Consider the following 23,787-nt stretch of genomic DNA (forward strand, 5'->3'; position numbering starts at 1 on the left):
CAGTCAAAGCGAGCGCGGTCCCCGGCGCCCCCTCCACCGCTTCGCGGTCCCCCCCCTCCCCCTTTCAGGGGAGGAATGGCTAGGCTCGCCTCATGCACACCGCTTCCTTCGAGGGCGTCCGGGACGCCGCCCGCCAGCTTCTGGGCCACGCCGTCCGCACGCCCCTGATCGAAAGCCCCGCGCTCAACGAACAGGTCGGCGGCCGGGTCCTGCTGAAGGCCGAGAACCTGCAGCGCGCGGGGGCTTTCAAGTTCCGCGGCGCCTACAACCGGATCAGCCGGCTGACGGCCGACGAGCTGAAGCGGGGGGTGGTGGCCTATTCGTCCGGCAACCATGCCCAGGCGGTGGCCTGCGCGGCCCGGATGACGGGGACCTCGGCCATCATCGTCATGCCCGCGGACAGCCCCAAGGTGAAGGTCGAGGGGGTGATCGCCTTCGGCGGCGAGGTCCGGCTGTACGATCGCTACAACGAGAGCCGCGAGGCCATCGGCGAGGAGATCGCCGCGACCCGCGGTTCGGTGCTGGTGCGTCCGTTCGACGACCCCTTCGTCATCGAGGGCCAGGGCACCACCGGGCTGGAGATCGTCGAGCAGGCGAAGGACGCGGGCGCGGCCTTGGACCAGCTGGTCTGCGGCGCCTCGGGGGGCGGGCTGATCGCGGGAATCAATCTGTCGATGGCGGCCCTCGCGCCGGATGCCCCGGTCGTGGCTGTGGAGCCGCGCGACTATAACGACTTCCAGTTGTCGGTCGCCGCGGGCGAAAGGCTGACCCACGCGCCGGCCAAGGGCACCATCTGCGACGCCCTGATGACCGACCGGCCCGGCGAGCTGACCTTCCCGATCAACCGCCGTGTGGACCGGGTCGAGACGGTGTCGGACGCCGAGGTGGCCGAGGCGGTGCGTTACGCCTTCAAGGTGCTGAAGCTGGTGGTCGAGCCGGGCGGCGCGGTCTCCCTGGCGGCGCTGCTTGCGGGCAGGGTGGATGCGCGGGACCGCGTCACCGCCGTGGTCCTGTCCGGCGGCAATGTGGACCCGGCGCTGTTTTCCGCCATCATCGAAGATCGTTTCGTTCCGGGAGCCTGATCATGCCGAAACCCTCCGAACTTGAACCGCTGATCGGGACCGAGGTCGGCGTCTCGCGCTGGTTCCTGATCGACCAAGCCAAGATCGACGCCTTCGCCGACACGACGGAAGACTGGCAGTTCATCCACGTGAACCCGGACCTGGCGAAACAGACGCCCTTCGGCGGCACGATCGCGCACGGCTTCCTGACCCTCAGCCTGGCTTCGGCCATGTCCTACGACGCCGTCGAGCGGCTGGAGGGGGTGGTGATGGGCGTCAACTACGGCTTCGACAAGCTGCGTTTCCTGGCCCCCGTGCCGGCCGGCTCCAAGGTCCGCGGCCGGTTCAAACTGCTGTCCGCCGAGGACAAGGGGAGCGGCCGCTGGCTGATCAAGCACGAGCTGACGGTCGAGATCGACGGCGGCGAGAAGCCGGCCCTGATCGCGGAATGGCTGTCGATGCAGATGACGGCGGCCTAGGCCGCCGCCACGGCCTCGATCTCCAGCAGCCAGTCGGCGTCGTAGATGCCGACGATGACGATGGTGATGGCCGGGGTGCGGTCGCCCAGGATCTCGGCTCTGAGGCCCGTGCTCTGTTCGATCAGCGCCCGGTCGGACAGGAAGATGGTCGCCTTGACCAGATTGTCGAAGGTCATGCCCGCGGCCTTCAGCTGCCGTTCGACGTTGGACCAGGCGAGGCGGTACTGATCGCGGTAGTCCGGCGGTATCGGCTGACCCTGGACCTGCGGCACCTGGCCCGAGACGAACAGCAGGCGGTTCGGATGCGAGACCTCGAAGGCCTCGGCGTAGGCGGTTCCCGGGGTCGGGCTGATGGGGCGGATCTGCATGGTCTGGCTCGCGGCGGGAGAGGGCGCGCAGGCCGCGGCGCCGGCGGTCAGGATCAGGAAGTCTCGGCGTTGCATGGCGCGCTCCTCGGGATGGATGTCACGCGCAGGATGGCGGGCCGCGGCCGTTTCGCCTTCCGTTGTTCTTGCGGAATCGGCCGTTCGTTTTCAGGTTGGGGCGATGGACGACCTGGACCGGCGGCTGATCGCCCTTCTGCGCGAGGACGCGGACCGCCCGCTGAAGGCGCTGGCCGCGGCGGTGGGCCTGTCGGCGTCCAGCGTGCGCGACCGGATCGTGCGGCTGAAGGCCTCCGGCGTGATCCGCCGGGTGACGATCCAGATCGCCCAGCCGGGCCAGGTCTCGGCGGTGCTGTTCGTGCGGCTAAGGGCGACGCCGGACCTGGAGGCGGTGGCCGCGATCTGCGCCCGGCCCGAGGTGGTCCGCTGCTATTCCTTGGCGGGCGAGATCGACCTTCTGGTGGAGCTCGTCGGCGTGGGGACCATCGAGATCAACCGCGCCCGGGACGCCATCGCCGCCCTGGAGGCCGTGGCCGACGTGACGACCTCCTTGGTGCTGAACAAGGACCTGGACCGGGACTAGGCCGCGGTGAAGGCCGCAAGCCTGGCGTCGAGACTGTCGCGGATGGGCGGCCATTCCTCGGCCAGGACGGAAAAGACCACCGACGAGCGGACGCGGCCGGTCCAGGTGACCTTGTCGTTGCGCAGGATTCCATCCTGGCGCGCCCCCAGCTTGGCCATGGCCGCGCGGCTGCGGGCGTTGATCGAGTCGACCTGGAACGAGACCCGCTGGGCTCCACAGGCGAAGGCGTGCTCCAGCAGGAGCCGCTTGGCCGCCGGATTGACCGGTCCGCCCCGAGCGTCGGGTCGGTAGTAGGTCGTGCCGATCTCGGCGGTACGGTTGGCCGGCTGGATGTCGAGGAAGGTCGACAGACCCACGACCTCGCCGCGATGGATCACCGCGAAGGGCAGGCGCCAGCCCTTGGCCTGCTGCTTGCGGATCGCGTCCCAGCCGCCGTCGAACCGATCGCCGCCCAGCGAGGTGTAGTAGAGCGTGGGCCACAGGTCGGGATCGGCGTCGCAGGCCGCGCGCAACGGCTCCTTGTGGCGGTCCTCGAACGGCTCCAACCGGACGAAGGCGTTCTCGAGAACCGCCGGATCGAGGTTCATTCCCCCAGGCACCTCAGGGCCACTTCGAGGTTCTTCAGCCCGTCCTCGCCGGTGACGGCCGGGGGTTCGCCGGTGCGGATGGCGTGGGCGAAGGCCTCGAGCTCCTTCTTGAGCGGCTCTGCGGGCCAGCTCATGACGCCGCGGGTGGAATAGCTGCCGTCGGGCTGCTGGCCGAAATATTCGGTGACCTGGCGGGTCATCAGATCGGCCACGACGAACTTGTTCTGGGTGGCGACCTGCAGGGTGCGGACCTTGTAGGGCGTGACCCAATTGGTGGTGATATGGGCGATGGCGCCGTTTTCCAGTCGGAACTGGAGCAGGGCGGTGTCCTCGCGCTCGGCGCGGGTACGCGCGATCTGGGGCTGGACCTCGACGATCTCCGAGTCGGTCAGGTGGCGGATGATGTCGATGTCGTGCACCGCCAGGTCGATGACCACCCCGACCTCGCCCATGCGGGGCGGGAAGGGGCCGACGCGGGTGATCTGTATCGAGATGATGTCGTCGCCGTCGATGGCGCGCTTGACGGCCTCGACCGCCGGATTGAAGCGCTCGACCTGGCCGACCATCAGCACCCGGTCGTTGGCCCTGGCGGCGTCGATGATGCGCCGGGCGTCGGGCACCGTGGCGGCGATGGGCTTTTCGACCAGGACGTGGACGCCCTTCTCCAGCAGGGCCACCGAAAGGTCGGCGTGGTGCCGGTTGGGCGTGGCGACCACGGCGGCGTCCAGGCCGGCGGCCACGAAGTCCTGGGCCGAGGTGAAGGCCCGGGCGTCGTAGAGCGCGGCGATCCCCGAGGCGGTCGCCTCGTCGGGATCGAAGACGGCCGCCAGCTCGACGTCCCGGATGTCGCTGAGCACGCGGGCATGGTTGCGGCCCATCACGCCGACGCCGGCGACGCCGAACTTGAGCGGGGTCTGGTGCGGGCTCATCGACTATCCCTTGAAGCTGGCGACGGCGGCGATGACGCGATCCTGGGTCGCCTCGTCCAGGTCCGAGTGCATCGGCAGGCTGATGACACGGTCCATCAGCCGTTCGGTCACCGGCAGGCCCTGCGGGCCTCGCGGATACATGCCGTACGCCGGCTGGAGGTGTAGCGGGATCGGATAATAGACCGCCGTCGGCACGCCCTGGTCCTTCAGGTGGGCGGCCAGCCCGTCGCGGTCGTCGTGCTCGATCGTGTACTGGGCCCAGTTGGAGACGTTCCCGGCCGGCACGTCCGGCACGGCGGCGACATGGGGGCGCAGCAGGTCGTTGTAGCGGGCCGCGATCCGGTTGCGCCATTCGATCTCTTCGCCGAAGACCTTCAGCTTCTCGATCAGGACGGCGGCCTGGATGGTGTCCAGGCGGCTGTTCAGGCCGATGCGCATGTTCAGGTATTTGGGGTCGTGGTCGAAGGTCTTGCCGTCCAGGTCGACCCCCACCGCCTTGCCGTGCACGCGGATCGAATCGATCAGCTGGGCCAGTTCGTCGTCATTGGTCAGGACCGCGCCGCCGTCGCCGTAACAGCCCAGGGGCTTGGCGGGGAAGAAGCTGGTCGTGGTGATGTCGGCCCACTTCAACGGGTGTTCGCCGTCGATCGTGCAGCCGAAGCCCTGGGCCGAATCGCAGATCAGTTTCAGGCCGTGCTTGTCGCAGATCGCCTTGATGGCTGGATAGTCGGCCGGCTGGCCGAACAGGTCCACGGCGATGACCACCCGGGGCTTCAGCCGGCCCTCGGCGAGGGTCGCCTCGATGGCGGCCTCCAGATGGCCGGGATCCATGTTGTAGGTCTTGGGATCGACGTCGATGAACACCGGCTCGGCGTCGAACCACGGCACGATCTCGGCGGTGGCGGCGAAGGTGAAGCTGGGCACGAAGACGGCGTCGCCGCGGCCGATCCCCCAGACCATCAGCGGCAGGGCCAGGGCGTCGGTGCCGTTGGCGCAGCCGAGCGCATGCTTCGCCTGGCCGAAGGCGGCCAGATCGGTCTCGAACTGGCGCACCTGGGGACCCATGACCCAGGCGCCGCCGACCACGGCGTCCTGGACGGCGGCTTCGATCTTGCCGTTCAGACGCAGACGCTGGGCTTGAAGATCGATGAAGGGAATGGTCATGGCGGAGGTCTCCGGTCGCGGAAGCGCGGGCGGACGGCGCGAGACGAATGCGCCCGTCGGGTGGGGCGCTCCCTAACAAATCACGCCCGTTCGCGGCAAATCGCAACGGGTCACTTCGGGTGAGGGATTGCAACGAGACGGCCGGGCGCCTATCCCCCAAAGCCATGTCGATCGGCGTCCCCGCCGTGTTCCTCGACCGCGACGGCGTGTTGATCGAGGACACGGGCTATCCCCATCTCGAATCCCACCTGCGCATGACGCCCGGCGCGGGCGAGGCGGTGCGTCGCCTGAACCGGCTCGGCTATCTGTGCGTGATCGTCACCAATCAGTCGGGAGTGGCGCGCGGGCTGTTCACCGAGCAGCAGATGCACGCCTTCAACGATCTGATCGTGCGCCGCCTGGCGTTGGCCGGCGGGCGGATCGGCGCGGTCTACGCCTGTCCATACCATTCGCTGGGCGTGGTGGAGGCCTACATCCATCCCGACCATCCGGATCGAAAGCCCAATCCGGGGATGATCCTGCGGGCCATCGCCGAACACGGGATCGATCCGGCCCGAAGCTTCATGATCGGCGACCAGCCGTCGGACATGGAGGCCGCGCGGCGCGCCGGCGTGCCCGGTTTCCTGTTCGAGGGCGGCGATCTGGATGTCTTCGTGCGCGACCTGCTCGGTCACTGAGCGTTCAGGTTCGGCCCGGCATAGCCTCGTGCAAACCCGAGGCGCGTCGCATTTCCTCTGGTGATGAAATAGATTCGTCTCGCCCGAGGAGTTCCGCATGACCGCCTACGCCGACCGCCGCTGGACGACCGCAGACGGATTGAGCCTGCACGCCCGGGATTATGCGGCGGCGTCGGGGCCGGCCAAGCTGCCGGTCATCGCCATCCACGGGCTGACGCGCAACGCCGCCGACTTCGAGGGCATCGCCCCCCTGATCGCCGCCGCCGGCCGCCGGGTGCTGGCCATCGACGTGCGCGGGCGAGGCCAGTCGGACCGCGCGCCCGACCCGATGACCTATCAGCCGGCGACCTACGCCCAGGACGTGCTGGCCCTTCTTCAGCAGACGGGGATCGAGCGCGCCGTCTTCGTGGGCACCTCGATGGGCGGGCTGATCACCATGGCCCTGGCCGCCATCCGGTCCAAGGTGATCGCCGGCGCCGTCATCAACGATGTGGGCCCCGAGGTGGCCAAGGAAGGGCTGGCGCGCATCGCCGCCTATTCCGGCCAGCCGGTGGACACGCCGGGCTGGGCCGACGCGGCCGCCTACGCCAAGCGGATCAACGAGATCGCCTTCCCTCACTACACCGACGCCGACTGGGCGGCCTTCGCCCGCCGGACCTTCCGCGAAGGGACCGAGGGCGCGCCGGTCCTGGACTACGACCCCGACATCGCCGTGCCGATCAAGGCCGCGGGCGCCAAGGCGCTTGTCCCGAACCTGTGGCCGATGTTCGGCCGCCTGACCAAGGGCCGGCCGGTGCTGCTGGTCCGGGGGCAGACCTCGGACCTGCTCAGCGAGAAGATCGCGGCCAAGATGCGCAAGCGCGCGCCCAGGATGGATTTCGTCGAGGTCCCTGGCGTGGGACATGCGCCCATGCTGGACGAACCCGAGGCCAAGGCGGCGATCTTCCCGTTCCTCAGCGAGCTGCCGTGAAGCGAGGAGTTGGTAGCTAGTGATTGGTGGTTGATGCGGTTTGCGCCTTGCCGACTGCACGCCTGCAATGATCCAGCAACCACCAACCACTAACCACTTCACGCGTCCGGAACGTTGGCTTCCAGCTCGTCGAGCCAGACCCTGGCCGTCGCGTCCGACGGGGCGCGCCAGTCGCCGCGGGGGGACAACGAGCCGCCGGTGACGACCTTCGGCCCGTTCGGCACGGCCGAGCGCTTGAACTGGCTGGTCTGGAAGAAGCGCACCAGGAACTTCCGCAGCCAGTGCTTGATGGTCGCCAGGTCGTATTCGACCTTCTCGGCGTCCGGGGTTCCGGCGGGCCACTGGCCTTGCGAGGCGTCCTGCCAGGCCTGGTGCGCCAGAAAGGCGACCTTGGACGGCTTCAGGCCGAAGCGGGTGACGTAGAACAGGAAGAAGTCGTTCAGCGCATAAGGGCCGACGGTCCCTTCCGTCGACTGGATCCTGCCGTCCTTGGCCGGCACCAGTTCGGGCGAGATCTCGGTGGCCAGGATGCCCCGAAGCGTCGGCACCGCCGCCTCCCCGACCACGGCCCGGTCGGCGACCCAGCGGATCAGGTGCCGCATCAGCGTCTTCGCCACCCCGCCGTTGACGTTGTAGTGGCTCATGTGGTCGCCGACGCCGTAGGTGGCCCAGCCCAGCGCCAGCTCCGACAGGTCGCCGGTGCCCAGCACGAAGGCGCCGTTCTGGTTGGCCAGGCGGAACAGATAATCGGTGCGCAGACCCGCCTGGACGTTCTCGAAGGTGATGTCGTGGACCGGTTCGCCCTTGGCGAAGGGATGGCCGATTCCCTCGAACATGGTCATGGCGGTCGGCCGGATGTCGATCTCGGCGCCGGTGACCCCCAGGGCGTTCATCAGGGCCCAGGCGTTGGACTTGGTGCCCTCGGAGGTGGCGAAACCCGGCATGGTGTAGCCGAGAATGCCCGTGCGCGGCAGGCCCAGCCGGTCGAAGGCGCGGCAGGCGACCAGCAGGGCCTGGGTCGAGTCCAGGCCGCCGGAAACGCCGATCACGACCCGCTCGCCGTTGGTCGCCTTCAGCCGGCGCATCAGGCCCTGGACCTGGATGTTGAACGCCTCGTAGCAGTCCTGGTCCAGGCGGGCGGGATCGTCCGGCACGAAGGGGAAGCGGTCCAGCGGACGGATCAGGTCGGTCGCGGGCCCGGCGGGCGCCTCGAACGGGACGACCGTCGCGGGTTCACCCTCGGCCCGGGCGCAGTCGGCGAAGGTGCCGTTGCGCAGCCGGTCCAGCCCGATCCGGGCGACGTCGACGTCGGCGACGGTCAGATGGCTCTCCAGCGAGAACCGCTCCCCCTCGGCCAGCCTGACGCCCAGCTCGTGGATCGTGGCCTGTCCGTCCCAGGCCAGGTCGGTGGTGCTCTCGCCCCATCCGGACGCGGCGAAGACATAGGCCGAAAGCGTGCGCGCCGACTGGCTGGCGCAGAGCAGGGCGCGCTCGTCGGCCTTGCCGATGACGATGTTGGAGGCCGACAGGTTCAGCAGGATGCGGGCTCCGGCCAGGGCCGCCCGGGTCGAGGGCGCTGCGGCGCCCAGAAGTCCTCGCAGATCTCGACCGCGAAGACGAAGCCCGGCCGGTTCGTCGCCTCGAAGATCAGGCCGGGGGCGAAATCGACCGTCTCGCCGTTCACCAGGACGGAATCCTCGGCCCGGCTGGCCGCCGGCGCGAACCAGCGCTTCTCGTAATACTCCCGATAGTTGGGCAGGTAGGTCTTGGGGGTGACGCCCAGCACCGAGCCCGATCCCAAGACCACGGCGCAGTTGTAGAGGGCGTCGCCGTTGCGCAGCGGCGCGCCGATCACCGCGATCACGCCGGCCTGGTCGGCGGCTTCGGCCAGGGCCGCGACCTGCTCCTCGACCTGGTCCAGGAGAGTCTCCTGCATCAGCAGGTCGTCGATCGCGTAGCCGCTCAGGCTGAGCTCGGGGAAGACGATCAGGTCCACGCCCTGTTCGCCCGCTCGCCGGATCAGGGCGATATGCTCCTGGGCGTTCGCGGCCGGATCGGCGGTATGGACCACGGGGGTCGCGCGGCGACGCGCACGAAGCCGTGGGCGCCGGCGAATGGACGCGTGGGAGTCTGCCATCGATTCTTCCGCTCATCCCCGCGAAGGCGGGGACCCAGTGAGAGCTAAGCCGCCGGCGGCCTGGACCGCCGGTTTTGCTCATATAGGCCTAAACTGGTCCACCAAAGAACCGGGTCCCCGCCTTCGCGGGGATGAGCGGCTTTGCGAGATGCGGGAATTTCTCAGATCGCGTGATTTTGCCGAGTGAACCCGCTAAGCCGAGATCATGACCGATGCGCCGAAAAAAGGCTGGTTCTCCCGGCTCACCGAAGGCCTGAGCCGTTCCTCCAAGCAGATGACCGAACAGGTCGTCGCCACCTTCGTGAAGGAGCCGCTGAGCGAGAAGGCGCTGGAGGGGCTGGAAGAGCATCTGCTGGAGAGCGACCTGGGCCCGGCGGCGACCGACCGGATCGTCGAACGTTTCCGCGACTTGAGGTTTGGGGCGGGCGCCGGCGAGCGCGAGGTCAAGGAGGCGTTGGCCGAGGCGGTCGCCGCCGAGCTGACGAACCACGAAGCCCGATATGAGCCGTTGTCGGGACCGCGTCCTTTCGTGACCCTGTTCGTGGGGGTCAACGGCTCGGGCAAGACCACGACCCTGGGCAAGATCGCCTCGGACCTGACCGGCCAGGGCGCCAAGGTGATGATCGTCGCCTGCGACACCTTCCGCGCCGCGGCGCGCGAGCAGCTTAAGGTCTGGGCCGAGCGGGCGGGAGCCACGTTCGAGAGCCGCCGCGACGGCGCGGACGCCGCCGGGCTGGCGTTCGACGCCTACACCCGCGCGAAGGCGGAAGGGTTCGACGTCGTCCTGATCGACACCGCCGGACGCCTTCAGAACAAGCAGCAGTTGATGGACGAGCTGCTGAAGATCGTTCGCGTGCTGAAGAAGGTCGATCCCGAGGCGCCGCACGAGACGCTTCTGGTGCTCGACGCCACCGTGGGACGCAACGCCCTGGCCCAGGAGCAGATCTTCGGCCGGACGGCCTATGTGTCCGGCCTGGTGATGACCAAGCTGGACGGCACCGCGCGCGGGGGCGTGCTGGTGCCGGTCGCCCAGGCGTCCGACGCTCCGATCAAGCTGATCGGCGTGGGCGAGGGCGTGGACGACCTGCAACCCTTCGACGCCCGCGCCTTCTCCCGGTCGCTGGTGGGACTTGAGGACCAAGCATGACCGAGGCCAAGACCGGCGACGAGCGCCGGGGCTCCAACATCCGGCAAGCCGTCGACTTCGGCGCGCTGCTGGCCTTCATGGCCGCCTATGCGGTGAACCGCTTCGCGCGCGGCCTGGACGGGCAGGAAGCCCTGGTCCAGGCGACCTGGGTGCTGGTCGGCGCCTCGGCCCTGGCGCTGATCGTCGGCTATGTCGTGGAGAAGCGGCTGGCGCCCCTGCCGTTGCTGACGGGGGGATTCGCCCTGATCTTCGGCGTGCTGACGCTGGTGTTCCATGATCCGACGCTGCTGAAGATCAAGCTGACGATCCAGAACGGTCTGCTGGCGGTGGTGTTGCTGGGCTCGCTGCCGCTGCGGCGATATCCGTTCAAATATCTGCTCGGCGAGGCGATCAAGATCACCGACACGGGCTGGCGCGGGCTGACGATGCGCTACGGCCTCTACTTCGCCGCCGTCGCGGTCGTGAACGAGATCGTCTGGCGCACCCAGCCGGACGACACCTGGGTGGCGTTCCGCGGCGGGTTGTGGCTGGCCTCGGCCGCCTTCGGGATCTGGCAGGTGTTCTTCATCATGAAGCATCTGATCAAGGACGAAGAGCCGGTCCGGCCCGAGTCGCCGGACACCGGGCTTTGACCGGACGGGTATCGTCCGTCGTCAAACCGTAAAATGCGGCTGCTAGCTGTACCGCAGCAGCCGAGGGGATACGGTTCATGGTCAAGTCCGGCAACAAGTCCAAGCGCACCGGAGGCCTCGGGGCCTCCCCCAGCCACCTGATGCACCGCGTGCTGCAGCTGGCGCTCGACATCTATTCGGAAGAGACGGGTCCGGACGGCCTGACCCAGCGCCAGTTCGCGGTGCTGGAGGCGGTCAGCCACAAGGCGGGCCTGACCCAGACCGACCTGGTGCGGGCCACCGGCATCGACCGCTCGACCCTGGCGGACCTGGTCGCCCGTATGACCACCAAGGGCCTGCTGGACCGCGAGAAGTCGACGCTGGACGCCCCGCGCCAAGGCGGTGCGCCTGTCGACCGCGGGCGAGGCGGCGCTGGAGGCGGCCCGGCCCAAGGTCGAGGCGGCGGACAAGCGGATCATGGCCCTGCTGCCCAAGGGCAAACGCGACGGCTTCCTGGACCTGTTGGCCGAACTGGCCGGCGAGGCCGACGCCGCTCCGGTCAAGGCCAAGGCCGAGGCCAAGGCGGCCAAGAAGGCCGCCCGCGAGATCAAGAAGGCCGAGAAGCTGGCCCGGAAGGCGGACAAGCCCGCCAAGGCCGAAAAGCCGGCGAAGCCGGCCAAGGCGGCCAAGCCCAAGAAGGCCAAGGCGCTGGAGCCGGCCTGACGCTGCCGGTGGCCGAGCCAAGTTGGGCGGGGTCGGCGGGCGCAAAGTGGTTAGTGGTTAGTGGCTAGTGATTAGTGGTTGTCGGAGCTGACGGAGGGCCCGCCAGCCCAGGTTCACGCGCGGTCCAGCCACTAATCACTAGCCACTAACCACTTTCAGCCACATCTGTCGGCCGCGCCCCCTCAGTCCATCAGCTGCTGGCTCAGATAGACGTAATGGCGGGCCCACCGGCGGGCGTTGGCGACCGGGTCGGCGTCGTTGGAGTGACCGCCGGCGGTCTCCTCGTAGTAGAGATGGTCGTAGCCCATGTCGCCCAGGCGGGCGGCGAACTTGCGTGCATGGCCGGGATGGACGCGGTCGTCGCGGGTGTTGGTGGTGATGTAGACGCGAGGGTAGTCCGCGCCCGGACGAAGCCGCTGATAGGCCGAATAGTCGGCGATGTACGCCGCCTCCTCAGGAATGCGCGGGTCGCCGTACTCGCCGATCCAGGAGGCCCCGGCCGGCAGCTCGTGATAGCGCAGCATGTCGATCAGCGGGCTTTCGATGACCGCGGCGTTGAACAGTTCCGGGTGCTGGGTGATCGAGACCGAGGTCAGCACCCCGCCGTTCGAACGGCCGTAGATGCCCAGGCGACGGGGCGAGGTGACGCCGCGCGCCTGCAGGTCGCGGGCGACGGCCGCGAAGTCGTCGAAGGCCAGCTGCCGATGCTCTTTCAGCACCGCCTGATGCCAGGCGGGGCCGAACTCGCCGCCGCCGCGGATGTTGGCCTGAACGAAGACGCCGCCGTTCTCGAGCCACAGCTTGCCCATCTCCGGCTTGTAGGCGGGCGGGAAGCTGACCTGGAAGCCGCCGTAGCCGAACAGGATGGTCGGGGCCGGGCCGGTCATCTCGCGCGGGCGGGTGACGAAATAGGGAATCTTCGTCCCGTCCGACGAGGTCGCCTCGAACTGTTCCGTCACATGCGTCGAGGCGTCGAACTTGGCGGGGGCGGACCGCAGTTGGACAATGCCGTTTGGCGCATCGGCCGCCTGGCCGGACGGGCCCCTCCGATCGATGGTGAAATCGACGTCGAGCAGTCCGAGCGTCGGCGGGGTGAGGAAGTTCTGCGACGAGACGAACACCTCGGCGCGGCCCTTGGAGCTGTCGCCCAGGGAGACCGCGCTGTTGTCGGGCACCGCCACCCGGCGCTCGCGCCAGCCCCACTCGCCGGTATTGCCGAAGATCGACAGCCGACCGCGGACATTGTCGTTGATCGTGACCGCGACCCGGTCCGAGAAGACGGCGACATCGGCGATGGACTGGCGCGCGGTCGGCGTAAAGATCTGTTGCGCCTGGTTGCTGATGACGACGTCGGAGCCCTCGCGCAGCATCGCCGGATGGAAGGACAGCAACGATCCGGCGGCGTACTCGATCCCGGCGGGCGTCCAGGCCTCCTCTGGCGAGAAGATCAGCAGGCCGCCGCTGGTTCCGTGGATCGATACGCGCTGGGGCAGCTTCAGGCGAACCGCGCGGCCGTCCACCAACTCCCAGGTTTCCGAACGGAAGGTGTCCAGCGGACGGCTGATGATCACCGCCTCGACGCCCCCGTCCTTGTCACGATAGACGGACGCGGAGACGCCGTAGCCGCCGTCGGACTGGTCGCCGCGATAGATCTCCGTCGCGGCCGCCAGGTCTTGGCTGCGCTTGAGCGACTTGATGATGAAGGGATACCCCGACTCGGTCAGGGTGCCGGGGCCGAAGTCGGTGGCGACCAGCAGGGTGTCGCGGTCCAGCCAGCTGATCCGGTGCTTGCCCTCGGGCAGGACGAAGCCGCCGTCCACGAACGATTTCGTCGTGGTGTCGAACTCGCGGACCACCACCGCATCCTTGCCGCCGTCCGACAGGCTGATCAGGCAACGGGTCTCGTCCGGCGCCAGGCAGCTGGCGCCCTTCCAGACCCAGTCGCGGCCTTCCGCGCGGGACAGGGCGTCGATGTCCAGCAGGGTCTCCCACGGCGTGTCGGCCGAGCGGTACCCCTCCAGCGTCGTGCGCCGCCAGACGCCCTTGGGATTGGCCGCGTCCTGCCAGAAGTTGCCGATCCCCTCGCCCAGGAAGGACGGGGCCGGAATGCGGTCGGTGGCGGTCAGGATCGCCTCCGCCTGCTGGCGGAAGGTCTCATAGCGGCGATCGCCGGCCAGGGCCGTCAGGCTGGCCTGGTTCTCGGCCGCGACGAAGGCCATGGCCTCGGCGCCGTTGACCTCCTCGAGCGCCAGATGGTCGTCGGCGGCGCGAACGCCGGCGGGCGTCAGGTCGGCTGGGAGATGGGGCGGGGCGGGGCGGCCCGCGGGAGCCGAGACCGAGGCTCCGTCGGCCCGTTGGGCGGCGGCGGGAAGGGCGGTCGCAAGCATGAGCGCCGGGATGGCGGCGGACAGAAGCAGGCGGTTCATCTTAAACTCCGCTCATCAGTTCCTCCCCTTCAGGGGAGGGGGACCCTCCGAAGGAGAGTGGAGGGGTGTTCGAACCGGAACCGGCGGAGGCGCCCCTCCACCGCTTCGCGGTCCCCCTCCCCCAAGGGGGAGGAATGCAGGTCTACTCCTGCGCCGGCGAATCCATCAGGCGGCGGCTGAGGTAGGTGTACTCCAGCGCCAGGCGGCGGGCCGTCTCCTGCAGATTGGCGCCGGCCGCGTGGCCGCCGTCGGTGTTCTCGTAGAACAGGACCGGATAGCCCAGCTCCTCCAGCCGCGCCGCGGCCTTGCGGGCGTGGCCCGGATGGACGCGGTCGTCCTTGGTCGAGGTGTGGATGAAGACCTCGGGATAGGGCTGGCCGGCGGCGAGGCGCTGGTAAGGCGAGTACTGCTCGATCCAGGCGCGCTGCTCGGGAATGTCCGGGTTGCCGTACTCGGCGATCCAGGAGGCGCCGGCCAGAAGCTTGTGGAAGCGCAGCATGTCGAACAGCGGCACCTGGATGACCGCGCCGTTGATCAGGTCCGGACGCTGGGTGAGCATGGCGCCCATGAACAGGCCGCCCTGCGAGCCGCCCATGATCCCAAGGCGCGGCTGGCTGGTGATGTCGCGGGCGATCAGATCCAGGGCGACGGCCTGGAAGTCCTCGTGCGCGCGCTGGCGGTTCTGCTGCAGCGCCGCCTGGTGCCAGCGGGGGCCGAACTCGCCGCCGCCGCGGGTGTTGGCGACGACGTAGACGCCGCCCCGCTCGAGCCACAGCTTGCCGACCGTGGCCGAATAGCCGGGCAGCAGCGAGTTCTGGTAGCCGCCGTAGCCGTACAGCAGCGTCGGATTGGAGCCGTCCAGCGCCATGTCGCCCTTATGGACGACGAAATAGGGGATCATGGTCCCGTCCGCGCTGCGGGCCTCGAACTGCTCGACGACCATGCCGGTCGCATCGAACTTGGCCGGCAGGGACTTCATCACCTCGGTCGAGGCGTCGGCGGCGTCGGCGAGGTACAGGCTGGATGGGTTCAGATAACCGGCCACGCTCACGAAGACGCGGTCGTCCCGGTCGCTGGCCGAACCCAGGCCGACGGTGACGTTCTCGGGCAGGTTCAGGCGCGTGCGGCCCCATTCGCCCGACGGGTTGGGCGTGTAGGCGTAGATCGAGCCGCGCACGTTGTCGTACAGCGCGACCATCAGCTTGTTGCGGGTGTTCGAAATGCCCTCGATGGCCTGGCGGTCCGTCGGGCGGATGATCAGCTGGGCGCGCGTGGCCGGATCGGCCAGCCAACGCTCCAGGTCCCAGGCGATGACGTCGCCGGTCTTGAACGCCTGCCCCGACGGCGCGGTCCAGTCCTGATCGGTGGTGACCACCAGCTGGCCCTGGACCAGGGCGTTGATATTGGATTTGGCCGGCAGTTCCAGCTTCGTGGTCGTGCCGTCGGCGTTCAGCCGATAGGTCTCGCCCTCGTAGAAGTTGACGCCCCGGTTGATCAGGGTCGCCTTCGCCGCGCCGTCGGCGTCCCGCAGGACGTAGCCGCCCACCGAGACATCGGTCTGCTGGCCTTCGAACACTGTCTGGGCCTGGTCGATCGTCTGGCCGCGGCGCAGGATCTTGACCACGCGGGGATAGCCGGAATCGGTCAGGCTGCCTTCGCCGAAGTCACGCGAGATCAGCAGGGTGTCGGCGTCCACCCACGTGGCCCCGCCCTTTGACTCGGGCAGGACGAAGCCGCCCTCCACGAACTGGCGGGTTTGCCGGTCGAACTCGCGAATCGTGACCGCGTCCTTGCCGCCGTTGGACAGCGACACCAGGCACAGGCGCTCTTCGGGCGGCAGGCAGGTGGAGCCCTTGTAGACCCAGTTCTGACCCTCGGCCGCCGCCAGGGCGTCGAAGTCCAATATGGTCTCCCACTGCGGCTCGGCGGTCCCGTAGCTTTCCACCGACGTGGTGCGCCAGACGCCGCGGACGTGAGTGGCGTCCTGCCAGAAGTTGTCGATCACTTCGCCGTCGCCCTGACGGCGGAAGCCCGGCGAGGGGATGCGGTCGCGCGACTGGACGATCTCCAGCGCCTGCTGGTGCAGGGTCTCGTAGCGGGGGTCGCCGCGGAGCACGCCCAGCGAACGCTCGTTGTGGGCGCGGACCCACTCCATGGCCCGCTCGCCTTCGACCTCCTCAAGCCACAGGTAGGGGTCGGTCGCGTCGGAGGTGGCGAAGCCGCCGCCGCCGGCTTCGGCCGGAGCGGGAGCGGGGGCTGTGGTCTGGGCCATGGCGGCGCTCGAAAGGGCGGTGGAGGCGAGAAGCGCGGCGAGCGCGGCGGTGCGGATCATTGGACAGTCCCCCGACGAAAATGGTCGGGCGGCACCTTAACTTTCAGGAATTCGCCCGCAAGGCGGCGCGGCCCAAGGTTACGGCTTTGTCATCTTTCAGGGGTCGCGATCACCTCTCCATTCGCGGAGGCGAATGGAGAGGACAGGTCGGAGCGTCAGCGACGACCAGGTGAGGCGACGCCGGTAGGGGTTATCGGAGTTCTGAAGACCACGGCCGACGTCGGTCCCTCCTGACCGCTGCGCGGTCTGTCCTCCCATCGCCTGGAGGGCGACGGAGAGGTGAGCTCAGTTCCCCTCGTCGGGGATGCAGAGCAGTTCGCCGCACGCCTTGCAGTGGACGGCGTCCGGGTCGTGCTTCTGCAGGCCGCAGGTGGGGCAGTCGTGCCGGACCTTGTGGGGGCGGAACAGGGTCTGGGCCAGCCGCAGGAACAGGGTGATGCCGGTCAGCATGACCACGATCGACAGGATCCGGCCCCAGGCCCCAGGCAGGGTGATGTCGCCGAAGCCGGTCGTCGTCAGGGTCGCCACGGTGAAGTAGAGCGCGTCCAGATAGCCATGAATGTCGGAGTTGTGGCCGCGGAAGGTCGCATAGACGAAGCCGGTCACCACGAAGATGAAGGTGACCAGGGCGGCCAGCGCTCGGGTGATCTCCTCGACCCTCGTGTCATCCCACTTGTGGCCGACCGTCCGCCAGAAGAACTCGGAGTTCAGCAGGGTCCACAGGCGCAGCAGCCGCAGGAAGCCGAAATTGCCGAGCACGTTGGGGAACAGCAAGGTCGCCAGGATGAACAGGTCGACCCAGGTGGCGGGCTTCTTCAGCCAGTCCTTCAGATCGGTGTGGGCATAGGCCCGTCCCGCCAGATCCAGGGTCAGGATCGCGGCGATCAGATAGTCGATCACATAGAAGACCAGGCCGGCCTCCTGCAGGATCGGCGTGGCCAGGAAGAAGCCGATGATGGCGAAGTCGACGACGATGACCGCCAGCCGGAACCGCACCGCCAGGGGCGAGGAGCCGTGGTAGAGGTAGCGCAGCCGGGCGCGCAGGCGCAGGCCTTCGGCCTTGGGGGGATCGGTTTCCGGGACAGGCGCGGCGCGACTCATGGCCCAGCTTAACGCCGTTCTCTCGCATCAGGTCCAGGCCGGGGCTATATCCGAATGGAAATGACCCGTTCCTTCCTCAAGATGAACGGCGCCGGCAACGACTTCGTCGTCGTCAATGCGCTCGAGACGCCGTTCCAGCCGACGGCCGACCAGCGCGCGCCATCGCCGACCGGACGACCGGGGAGGGCTGCGACCAGCTGATCGCCATCGAGCCGTCGGACAGGGCCGACGCCTTCATGCGGGTGTGGAACGCGGACGGCAGCATGGTCGAGACCTGCGGCAACGCCCTGCGCTGCGTCGGTTGGGTGCTGATGGAATCCACCGGCAAGGACAGCGTGACGATCGACACCCTGGGCGGGCTGACCACCGCGCGCCGCGCCGCCGACGGCCAGGTGACCGTCGACATGGGGGTCCCGCGGCTGGACTGGACCGAGGTGCCGCTGGCCGAAGACATGGACACCCGGGGCATCGAGCTGCAGGTCGGGCCGATCGACGACCCGGTGCTGCACACCCCCGGCGCGGTCTCGATGGGCAATCCGCACGTGGTCTTCTTCATGGACCATGCGCCCAACGACGGGTTCGTGCGGGGAACCGGGTCGCTGATCGAGCATCATCCGCTGTTCCCCGAGGGCGCGAACGTCGGCTTCGTTCACGCCCTGTCGCCGGATCATGTCCGGCTGCGGGTGTGGGAACGCGGGGCGGGCCTGACCAAGGCCTGCGGCACCGGCGCCTGCGCCGCGCTGGTCGCCTCGGCCCGGCGCGGGATCACCGGCCGCCACGCGACGGTGGACGTCGACGGCGGGCGGCTGACGATTGACTGGGACGAAGCCACGGACCACGTCTTAATGACCGGCCCGGTGGAGGTCGAACGGACGGGGACGTTGGCGCTGTGATCGCGCGCCTCCCCCTTGGTCTCCGCATCGAAGCGGCCTGACCATGAGCCTTTCGCTCGCCGACTGGCGCGCCCGCGGGCGCGAGTTCCGCCACCGCGGTCATCCGATCTTCTATGTGGACGAGCTGCGAGGGCCGGGCCCGACGCTGATCTGCATCCACGGCTTCCCGACCGCATCGTGGGACTTCGCCGACCTGTGGCCCGCCCTCGGCGCGCGCTTCGGTCGCGTCATCGCGCTGGACATGATCGGCTTCGGCTGGTCCGCGAAGCCGCGCGCCTACGACTACGACCTGATGGATCAGGCCGACCTGCACGAGACCCTGCTCGCCTCCCTGGGCGTGGCGGAGACGCATGTGCTCGCGCACGACTACGGCGTGAGCGTCGCGCAGGAGCTTCTGGCGCGGCATGCCGAAGGGCGCGGCGTCCGCCTGAACTCGGTGACGCTGCTGAATGGCGGCCTCTTTCCGGAGACGCACCGCGCGCGGCCCGTGCAGAAGCTGCTGCTCGGACCCCTGGGTCCTCTGGCGGCCCGTCTCGGCGGCCGCAAGCGCTTCGACGCGAATCTGCGCGCCGTGTTCGGCTCGGACACGCCGCCGACCCAGGCGCAACTGGACGCGTTCTGGGCGCTATGGACGCACGACGGCGGCGATCGCATCGCGCACAAGCTGATCCGCTACATCCTCGACCGCCGCCGCCACCGCGACCGCTGGGTCGGCGCGCTGCAGACCGCGGAGGTCCCGCTGCGGCTGATCAACGGCCCGCTGGACCCGGTGTCCGGCGCGCATATGGCCGCGCGTTATCGCGAGCTGGTCCCGAACCCCGACGTCGCCTTGCTCGAAGGGGTCGGCCACTATCCGCAGGTCGAGGCTCCCGAGCGGGTGCGCGCCGCGTTCTTCTCCTTCCTCGACCGGATCGGCGCGCCCGCCGACCGTCCGGTCGACTGATCCCGCCGAACACGCCTGGGGGCGGAAATCCGCACATTCTCTCGCGCCGTGGTCACATTCTCCGCACGCTGCCGGCCGCGCCGACCGTCCGGGGGCCGCTCCGCCGGGCTTGGAGGCCGCCTCGCGTCGGCGGTTGTCCCGCCGGGTCCTGCGCACTAGGAACAAGGGACCATAGCAGACGCGCGGCCACGCGCCCGGAACGCCCAAACGACATGCCCGACCTGACCGACAAGCAGACCTTCTCCGACGAAGACGCGCTGGACTTCCACCGCCTTCCCGCGCCGGGCAAGATCTCGATGGCGCCGATCAAGCCGATGGCGACCCAGCGCGACCTGTCGCTGGCCTATTCGCCGGGCGTGGCCGTGCCGGTGCTGGCGATCGCGGCCGACGTCGACAAGGCCTACGACTACACCTCCAAGGGCAACCTGGTCGCCGTGATCTCGAACGGCACCGCCATCCTGGGCCTGGGCAACCTGGGCCACATGGCCTCCAAGCCGGTGATGGAGGGCAAGTCGGTCCTGTTCAAACGGTTCGCCGACGTCGACAGCTTCGACGTCGAGGTGAAGACCACCGACCCGGACGAGTTCATCACCGTGGTGAAGAACATCGGCGACACCTGGGGGGGCGTCAATCTGGAGGACATCAAGTCCCCGGAATGCTTCGAGATCGAAAGCCAGCTGCAGGACCTGCTGGACATTCCGGTCTTCCACGACGACCAGCACGGCACGGCCATCATCTCGACCGCCGGCCTGATCAACGCCGCCCATATCGCCGGCAAGAAGCTGGAGGACCTGAAGGTGGTTCTGGTCGCGCCGGCGCCGCGGGCCTGTCGTCCATCGGCCTGATGAAGGCGGCGGGCGTGCGGGCCGAGAACACCGTGATCCTCGACCGCGACGGCGTCGTCTACAAGGGCCGCCCCAACGTCGATCAGTGGAAGGCGGCGCACGCCACCGACACCCCGCACCGCACGCTGGAAGAGGCCATGGTGGGCGCCGACGTGGTGCTGGGCCTGGCCGCCAAGGGCGCGATCACCAAGGAGATGGTGGCCTCCATGGCCCCCAATCCGATCATCTTCGCCATGGCCAATCCGGACCCCGAGATCACGCCCGAGGACGTGCAGTCGGTGCGCTCGGACGCGATCATCGCCACCGGCCGGTCCGACTATCCGAACCAGGTCAACAACGTCCTGGGCTTCCCCTACATCTTCCGCGGCGCTCTGGACGTGCGCGCGCGGCGGGTGAACCACGAGATGAAGGTCGCCTGCGCCGAGGCCCTGGCCGCGCTCGCCCGCGAGGACGTGCCCGACGAAGTGGCCGCCGCCTATCGCGGCAGGAAGCTGAAGTTCGGCCGGGACTACATCATCCCGACGCCCTTCGATCCGCGCCTGATCTGGTACATCCCGCCGTTCGTGGCCCAGGCGGCGATGGACACGGGCGTGGCGCGTCAGCCGATCGAGGACATGGACGCCTACCGCGCCTCGCTGCGTCAGCGCCTGGATCCGTCCGCGGCCCTGATGCAGAACATCTCCGGGGCCGTGCGGGCGGCTCCGAACAAGCGGGTGGTGTTCGCCGAGGGCGAGGAGACCGCCGTCATCCGCGCCGCCTGGGGCTTCAAGCAGGCCGAACTGGGCACGCCGATCCTGATCGGCCGCGAGGAGCTGATCCGCAAGAACGCCGCCGAGGCCGGCCTGAACTTCGACGAGATGGGCATCCAGATCGTCAACGCGCGCGTCTCGGAGCACAACAACGAGTACACCGACTGGCTCTATGCCCGCCTGCAGCGCCGGGGCTACCTACGCCGCGACGTGCAGCGGATGATCAACCAGGACCGCAACTATTTCGCCGCCGCCATGTGCGCCCGCGGCCAGGCGGACTGCATGGTCACCGGCGTCACCCGCAACTTCAACATGGTGCTCAAGGAGGTCCGCCGCGTCCTGGACGTCAAGGAGCGGATGATCGGCCTGTCGATCCTGCTGGCCAAGGGCCGGACCCTGTTCGTGGCCGACACCTCGATCCATGAACTGCCCGACGCCGCCGAACTGGCCGAGATCGCCATCCAGGCGGCCGCCACCGTGCGAAAGCTGGGCAAGACCCCGCGCGTGGCCTTCCTCAGCTATTCGACCTTCGGCAATCCGCCGGGCGACCGGGGCGAGAAGGTGCGCGAGGCGATCCGCATCCTGGACTGCAAGGGCGTCGACTTCGAGTACGAGGGCGAGATGCCGCCGGAGCTGGCGCTGGATCCCGACCAGCGCGCCGCCTATCCGTTCATGCGCCTGACCGGCCACGCCAACGTGCTGGTCATGCCGGCCATCCATTCCGCCGCCATCTCGACGCGCCTAGTCCAGTCCCTGGGCGGCGCGACCGTGATCGGCCCGCTGCTGGTGGGGTTGGAGAAGTCGGTCCAGATCGTCTCGCTCGGCGCCTCGGTCTCGGAGATCATCACCGCCGCGACGTTCGCCGCCTACGAGGAAGGCGCGGCGGTCGGGGAGGAGTGAGCGGCGGCTGGACCTCAAGCCTGGGCGATCTTGCGGCGCTCGGCGGCGCCGCGCACCCATTCAAGGATGCAGAACAGCACCGCCAACAGGCCCAGCCAGGCGGCGATGGCGAACATCGGCGCATAGCCCTGGGTGTCGATCAACTCGCCCAGGGCGCCACGGCCTAGAGTGCCAATCAGCAGGGCCAGCGAAATGAAGACCGCGAACTGGACCGCGCCGAACGTCCGGTTCGACAGGGCGGACAGGTAGGCGACGAAGGCCGCGCCCGCGAAGCCGCCGGCGATGTTCTCGCCGGCGATGGCCAGCATCAGCCGGGCCAGCGGCTCGCCGACGCGGAACGCCGCGAACACGTCATACAGGTGCGAGGCCCGCATGAAGGCGCCGATCACCGGCGCGCCCATCGCCAGGTCCATCATCAGTAGATTGGTCGCGGCGGAGAGGACGGCGCCGATCAACAGGCTCCACATCCTGCCGATGATCAGCAGCGCCCAACCGCCCAGCGCGATGCCGACAATGGTCATGACCACGCCGAAGGTCTTGGAGGCCAGGGCCACCTCGGCGTTGGTGTGGCCCAGCGCCCCGCCCGTGTCGCCCATGTAGAAGGGGAAGGCGAACGGCCCCCAGACGCCGTCGGTGATCCGGTAGGTCAGGATCAAGCCCAGCACGATCACCGCGCCCCAGCCAAGGCGTCCCATCAATTCGACCAGGGGGGCCAGGATGGCGTCGTACAGGGTGTCGGCCAGCCCCGGCGCCGCCGAGGTCTCGGCGGCGGTCGGAGCGCGCCCCTTCCAGACGATGAGACCGGCGAGCGCCGCCGGCAGGATCACGGTCGCGCCGACGATCCACGGCCCCCAGGCGGCGGTGAAGGTCCCCGCGCTCGGCGCCGGCGAGGTGGTCAGGGCTATGACCATGAAGCGGGCCAGCATGAAGGCCGCCCAGGCCCAGGCGGCCAGCGTCGCGGCCAGGACCAGCATGCGCAGGCGAGGCGACCCTTTCCGCTCACGCGCCACCGCCGCTCGAGACGAGGGTCGGGGCTCCGGAGCGATCAGCGTTCCGATGATCCCCACCCCCATCAGGAGACCTCCGACGGCGAAGACGCCGGGCCAACCGATGGCGGTGGCCAGCAACAGGGCGCCGGCCCCGCCGACGAGGGCGGCCGTGCGGTAACCCAGCTGATAGATGGTCGAAAGCAGGTCGATGGGCGTTTTGTCGTCCGCGACTTCGATCCGCCAGGCGTCGATGACGATGTCCTGGGTGGCGAAGGCGAAGGCGCCCAGCGCCGCGCCCATGGCCAGCGGCCCCAGCACGCCCGTTCCCGGATGCGACAGGGCGACGAGCCCCAACGCTATGGCGATGATGATCTGCAACACGATCAGCCAACTGCGCCGGCGGCCGAGATGCTCGCCGATGAGGGGAGGGGTCCAGCTGACGGCGGGGGACCATAGGAAACGGAAGGCGCCGAACAGGCCGATCCAGCTCAGGATGCCGATGGTGGCGACGGGAATCTTCTCTTCGGTCAGCCAGGCGTTCAGGGTGCCGATCAGCATGGCGAACGGCAGGCCCGCCGAGAAACCGAGCATCAACATGGCCAGGGTGCGGCGCTCGCGGAAGGCCGCCTTCAGTACGCCGAGGCCCCTGGGAGCGGTCTGCAGGGCCGCGACCTCGCTGGCGGGCGTCTTGGCGTCGGTCATGGGCGCGGTCTCCGGACGCCCCCCGGCGTCAGACGGCGACCTTGGCGCGCTCCGTGCGGTTCGTCCAGCGGGTCAGGGCGGCGCGCAGGCCTTCCAGCTCCAGCGGCTTGACCAGATGGTCGTTCATGCCGGCCTCCAGGCAGGCCCGGCGGTCCTCGGCGAAGGCGTTGGCGGTCAGCGCCACGATGGGGGTGCCGTCGCCGCGCGCCGCAGCGCCCGGCGGCCGTCGGCCGTCCATGCCGGGCATCCGCATGTCCATGAAGACGAGGTCGTAGCGGGCGCGCTTCATCGCATCCAGGGCCTCGTCGCCGCTGGCGGCGGTCTCGACCGCGCAGCCCTCGCGCTTGAGCAGGGTCGAGGCGAGCAGGGCCCGACCGGATTGTCCTCGACCAGCAGGACCCGGGTGCTGGCGAACCGGCCGGGCACGACGCGGTCGTCGTCCGGCGGCGGGGGCGG

Annotated in this window: 17 protein-coding genes and 4 pseudogenes; 11 read left to right on the plus strand and 10 right to left on the minus strand. The window is 69.0% G+C overall.

Annotated elements, in window-relative coordinates; all coding sequences use genetic code 11:
- Nucleotides 1-92: 92 nt before the first annotated feature.
- On the plus strand, nt 93-1,082 hold the full coding sequence (locus AC2W7C_RS00605; protein WP_485999706.1) for a threonine ammonia-lyase: 990 nt from the start codon (nt 93-95) through the stop codon (nt 1,080-1,082).
- A gap of 2 nt (nt 1,083-1,084) precedes the next feature.
- Complete coding sequence (locus AC2W7C_RS00610; RefSeq protein WP_485999707.1) at nt 1,085-1,540, plus strand: MaoC family dehydratase; 456 nt, start codon at nt 1,085-1,087, stop codon at nt 1,538-1,540.
- On the opposite strand, the gene AC2W7C_RS00615 is transcribed toward AC2W7C_RS00610, so the two are convergent.
- On the minus strand, nt 1,537-1,983 hold the full coding sequence (locus AC2W7C_RS00615; protein WP_485999708.1) for a RidA family protein: 447 nt from the start codon (nt 1,981-1,983) through the stop codon (nt 1,537-1,539). The two genes, AC2W7C_RS00610 and AC2W7C_RS00615, sit on opposite strands and share 4 nt — an antisense overlap.
- 103 nt (nt 1,984-2,086) lie before the next feature.
- On the opposite strand from AC2W7C_RS00615, the gene AC2W7C_RS00620 reads away from it, so the two are divergent.
- Complete coding sequence (locus AC2W7C_RS00620) at nt 2,087-2,506, plus strand: Lrp/AsnC family transcriptional regulator (RefSeq protein ID WP_485999709.1); 420 nt, start codon at nt 2,087-2,089, stop codon at nt 2,504-2,506.
- Here the strand turns inward: AC2W7C_RS00620 and AC2W7C_RS00625 are convergent.
- The 3 genes from AC2W7C_RS00625 to AC2W7C_RS00635 are packed head-to-tail and all read right to left on the minus strand — an operon-like array spanning nt 2,503 to nt 5,186.
- Entirely contained in the window at nt 2,503-3,093 is a 591-nt protein-coding gene (locus AC2W7C_RS00625) for a GNAT family N-acetyltransferase (RefSeq protein ID WP_485999710.1), read from the minus strand. The two genes, AC2W7C_RS00620 and AC2W7C_RS00625, sit on opposite strands and share 4 nt — an antisense overlap.
- Nucleotides 3,090-4,022, minus strand: coding sequence for a Gfo/Idh/MocA family protein (locus AC2W7C_RS00630; RefSeq protein ID WP_485999711.1), 933 nt, complete (start codon nt 4,020-4,022; stop codon nt 3,090-3,092). Before AC2W7C_RS00630 ends, AC2W7C_RS00625 begins: the two co-directional genes overlap by 4 nt.
- Before the next feature lie 3 nt (nt 4,023-4,025).
- Entirely contained in the window at nt 4,026-5,186 is a 1,161-nt protein-coding gene (locus tag AC2W7C_RS00635; protein ID WP_485999712.1) for a DegT/DnrJ/EryC1/StrS family aminotransferase, read from the minus strand.
- A gap of 164 nt (nt 5,187-5,350) precedes the next feature.
- Here AC2W7C_RS00635 and AC2W7C_RS00640 point away from each other — a divergent pair, with 164 nt between their 5' ends.
- Both AC2W7C_RS00640 and AC2W7C_RS00645 read left to right on the plus strand, forming a co-directional pair.
- Nucleotides 5,351-5,863: a D-glycero-alpha-D-manno-heptose-1,7-bisphosphate 7-phosphatase gene (locus AC2W7C_RS00640; protein WP_485999713.1), complete on the plus strand. Its 513-nt coding sequence runs from the start codon at nt 5,351-5,353 to the stop codon at nt 5,861-5,863.
- 97 nt (nt 5,864-5,960) lie between these two features.
- The gene (locus AC2W7C_RS00645) at nt 5,961-6,833 is read left to right on the plus strand and encodes an alpha/beta fold hydrolase (RefSeq protein WP_485999714.1); all 873 of its coding nucleotides are present in this window, start codon (nt 5,961-5,963) and stop codon (nt 6,831-6,833) included.
- Between the two features lie 98 nt (nt 6,834-6,931).
- Here the strand turns inward: AC2W7C_RS00645 and AC2W7C_RS00650 are convergent.
- A pseudogene (locus tag AC2W7C_RS00650) lies at nt 6,932-8,927 on the minus strand (NAD(+) synthase).
- Nucleotides 8,928-9,175: 248 nt separating this feature from the next.
- Between AC2W7C_RS00650 and ftsY the strand changes: the two are divergent.
- The 3 genes and pseudogenes from ftsY to AC2W7C_RS00665 all read left to right on the plus strand — a co-directional run bounded on the left by ftsY (nt 9,176) and on the right by AC2W7C_RS00665 (nt 11,451).
- Nucleotides 9,176-10,117, plus strand: a complete 942-nt coding sequence (ftsY, locus tag AC2W7C_RS00655; RefSeq protein ID WP_485999715.1) for a signal recognition particle-docking protein FtsY — start codon at nt 9,176-9,178, stop codon at nt 10,115-10,117.
- Nucleotides 10,114-10,749, plus strand: a complete 636-nt coding sequence (locus AC2W7C_RS00660) for an inner membrane-spanning protein YciB (protein WP_485999716.1) — start codon at nt 10,114-10,116, stop codon at nt 10,747-10,749. Before ftsY ends, AC2W7C_RS00660 begins: the two co-directional genes overlap by 4 nt.
- Before the next feature lie 77 nt (nt 10,750-10,826).
- Nucleotides 10,827-11,451 (plus strand): annotated as a pseudogene (locus AC2W7C_RS00665) (MarR family winged helix-turn-helix transcriptional regulator).
- 182 nt (nt 11,452-11,633) lie between these two features.
- Here the strand turns inward: AC2W7C_RS00665 and AC2W7C_RS00670 are convergent.
- From AC2W7C_RS00670 to AC2W7C_RS00680, 3 genes are all read right to left on the minus strand, one after another.
- Nucleotides 11,634-13,877, minus strand: coding sequence for a prolyl oligopeptidase family serine peptidase (locus AC2W7C_RS00670; RefSeq protein WP_485999717.1), 2,244 nt, complete (start codon nt 13,875-13,877; stop codon nt 11,634-11,636).
- A gap of 142 nt (nt 13,878-14,019) precedes the next feature.
- Nucleotides 14,020-16,209 (minus strand): prolyl oligopeptidase family serine peptidase, encoded by a 2,190-nt coding sequence (locus AC2W7C_RS00675; RefSeq protein ID WP_485999718.1) that lies wholly within the window; start codon nt 16,207-16,209, stop codon nt 14,020-14,022.
- A gap of 285 nt (nt 16,210-16,494) precedes the next feature.
- Nucleotides 16,495-17,310, minus strand: a complete 816-nt coding sequence (locus tag AC2W7C_RS00680; protein ID WP_485999719.1) for a potassium channel family protein — start codon at nt 17,308-17,310, stop codon at nt 16,495-16,497.
- A 60-nt stretch (nt 17,311-17,370) separates the two neighbouring features.
- On the opposite strand from AC2W7C_RS00680, the pseudogene dapF reads away from it, so the two are divergent.
- From dapF to AC2W7C_RS00695, 3 genes and pseudogenes are all read left to right on the plus strand, one after another.
- A pseudogene (gene dapF / locus AC2W7C_RS00685) lies at nt 17,371-18,203 on the plus strand (diaminopimelate epimerase).
- A gap of 115 nt (nt 18,204-18,318) precedes the next feature.
- A complete protein-coding gene (locus AC2W7C_RS00690) occupies nt 18,319-19,146 on the plus strand; it encodes an alpha/beta fold hydrolase (protein WP_485999720.1) in 828 nt (275 codons plus the stop codon).
- A gap of 212 nt (nt 19,147-19,358) precedes the next feature.
- Nucleotides 19,359-21,640: pseudogene (locus AC2W7C_RS00695) on the plus strand (NADP-dependent malic enzyme).
- A gap of 14 nt (nt 21,641-21,654) precedes the next feature.
- Here the strand turns inward: AC2W7C_RS00695 and AC2W7C_RS00700 are convergent.
- Both AC2W7C_RS00700 and AC2W7C_RS00705 read right to left on the minus strand, forming a co-directional pair.
- A complete protein-coding gene (locus AC2W7C_RS00700; RefSeq protein WP_485999721.1) occupies nt 21,655-23,331 on the minus strand; it encodes an AmpG family muropeptide MFS transporter in 1,677 nt (558 codons plus the stop codon).
- A gap of 28 nt (nt 23,332-23,359) precedes the next feature.
- Nucleotides 23,360-23,787: response regulator (locus tag AC2W7C_RS00705; protein WP_485999722.1), on the minus strand; the 428-nt coding region annotated here is incomplete at its 5' end.

This window comes from Brevundimonas sp. CURTG3B2_SDJG (assembly GCF_057364705.1).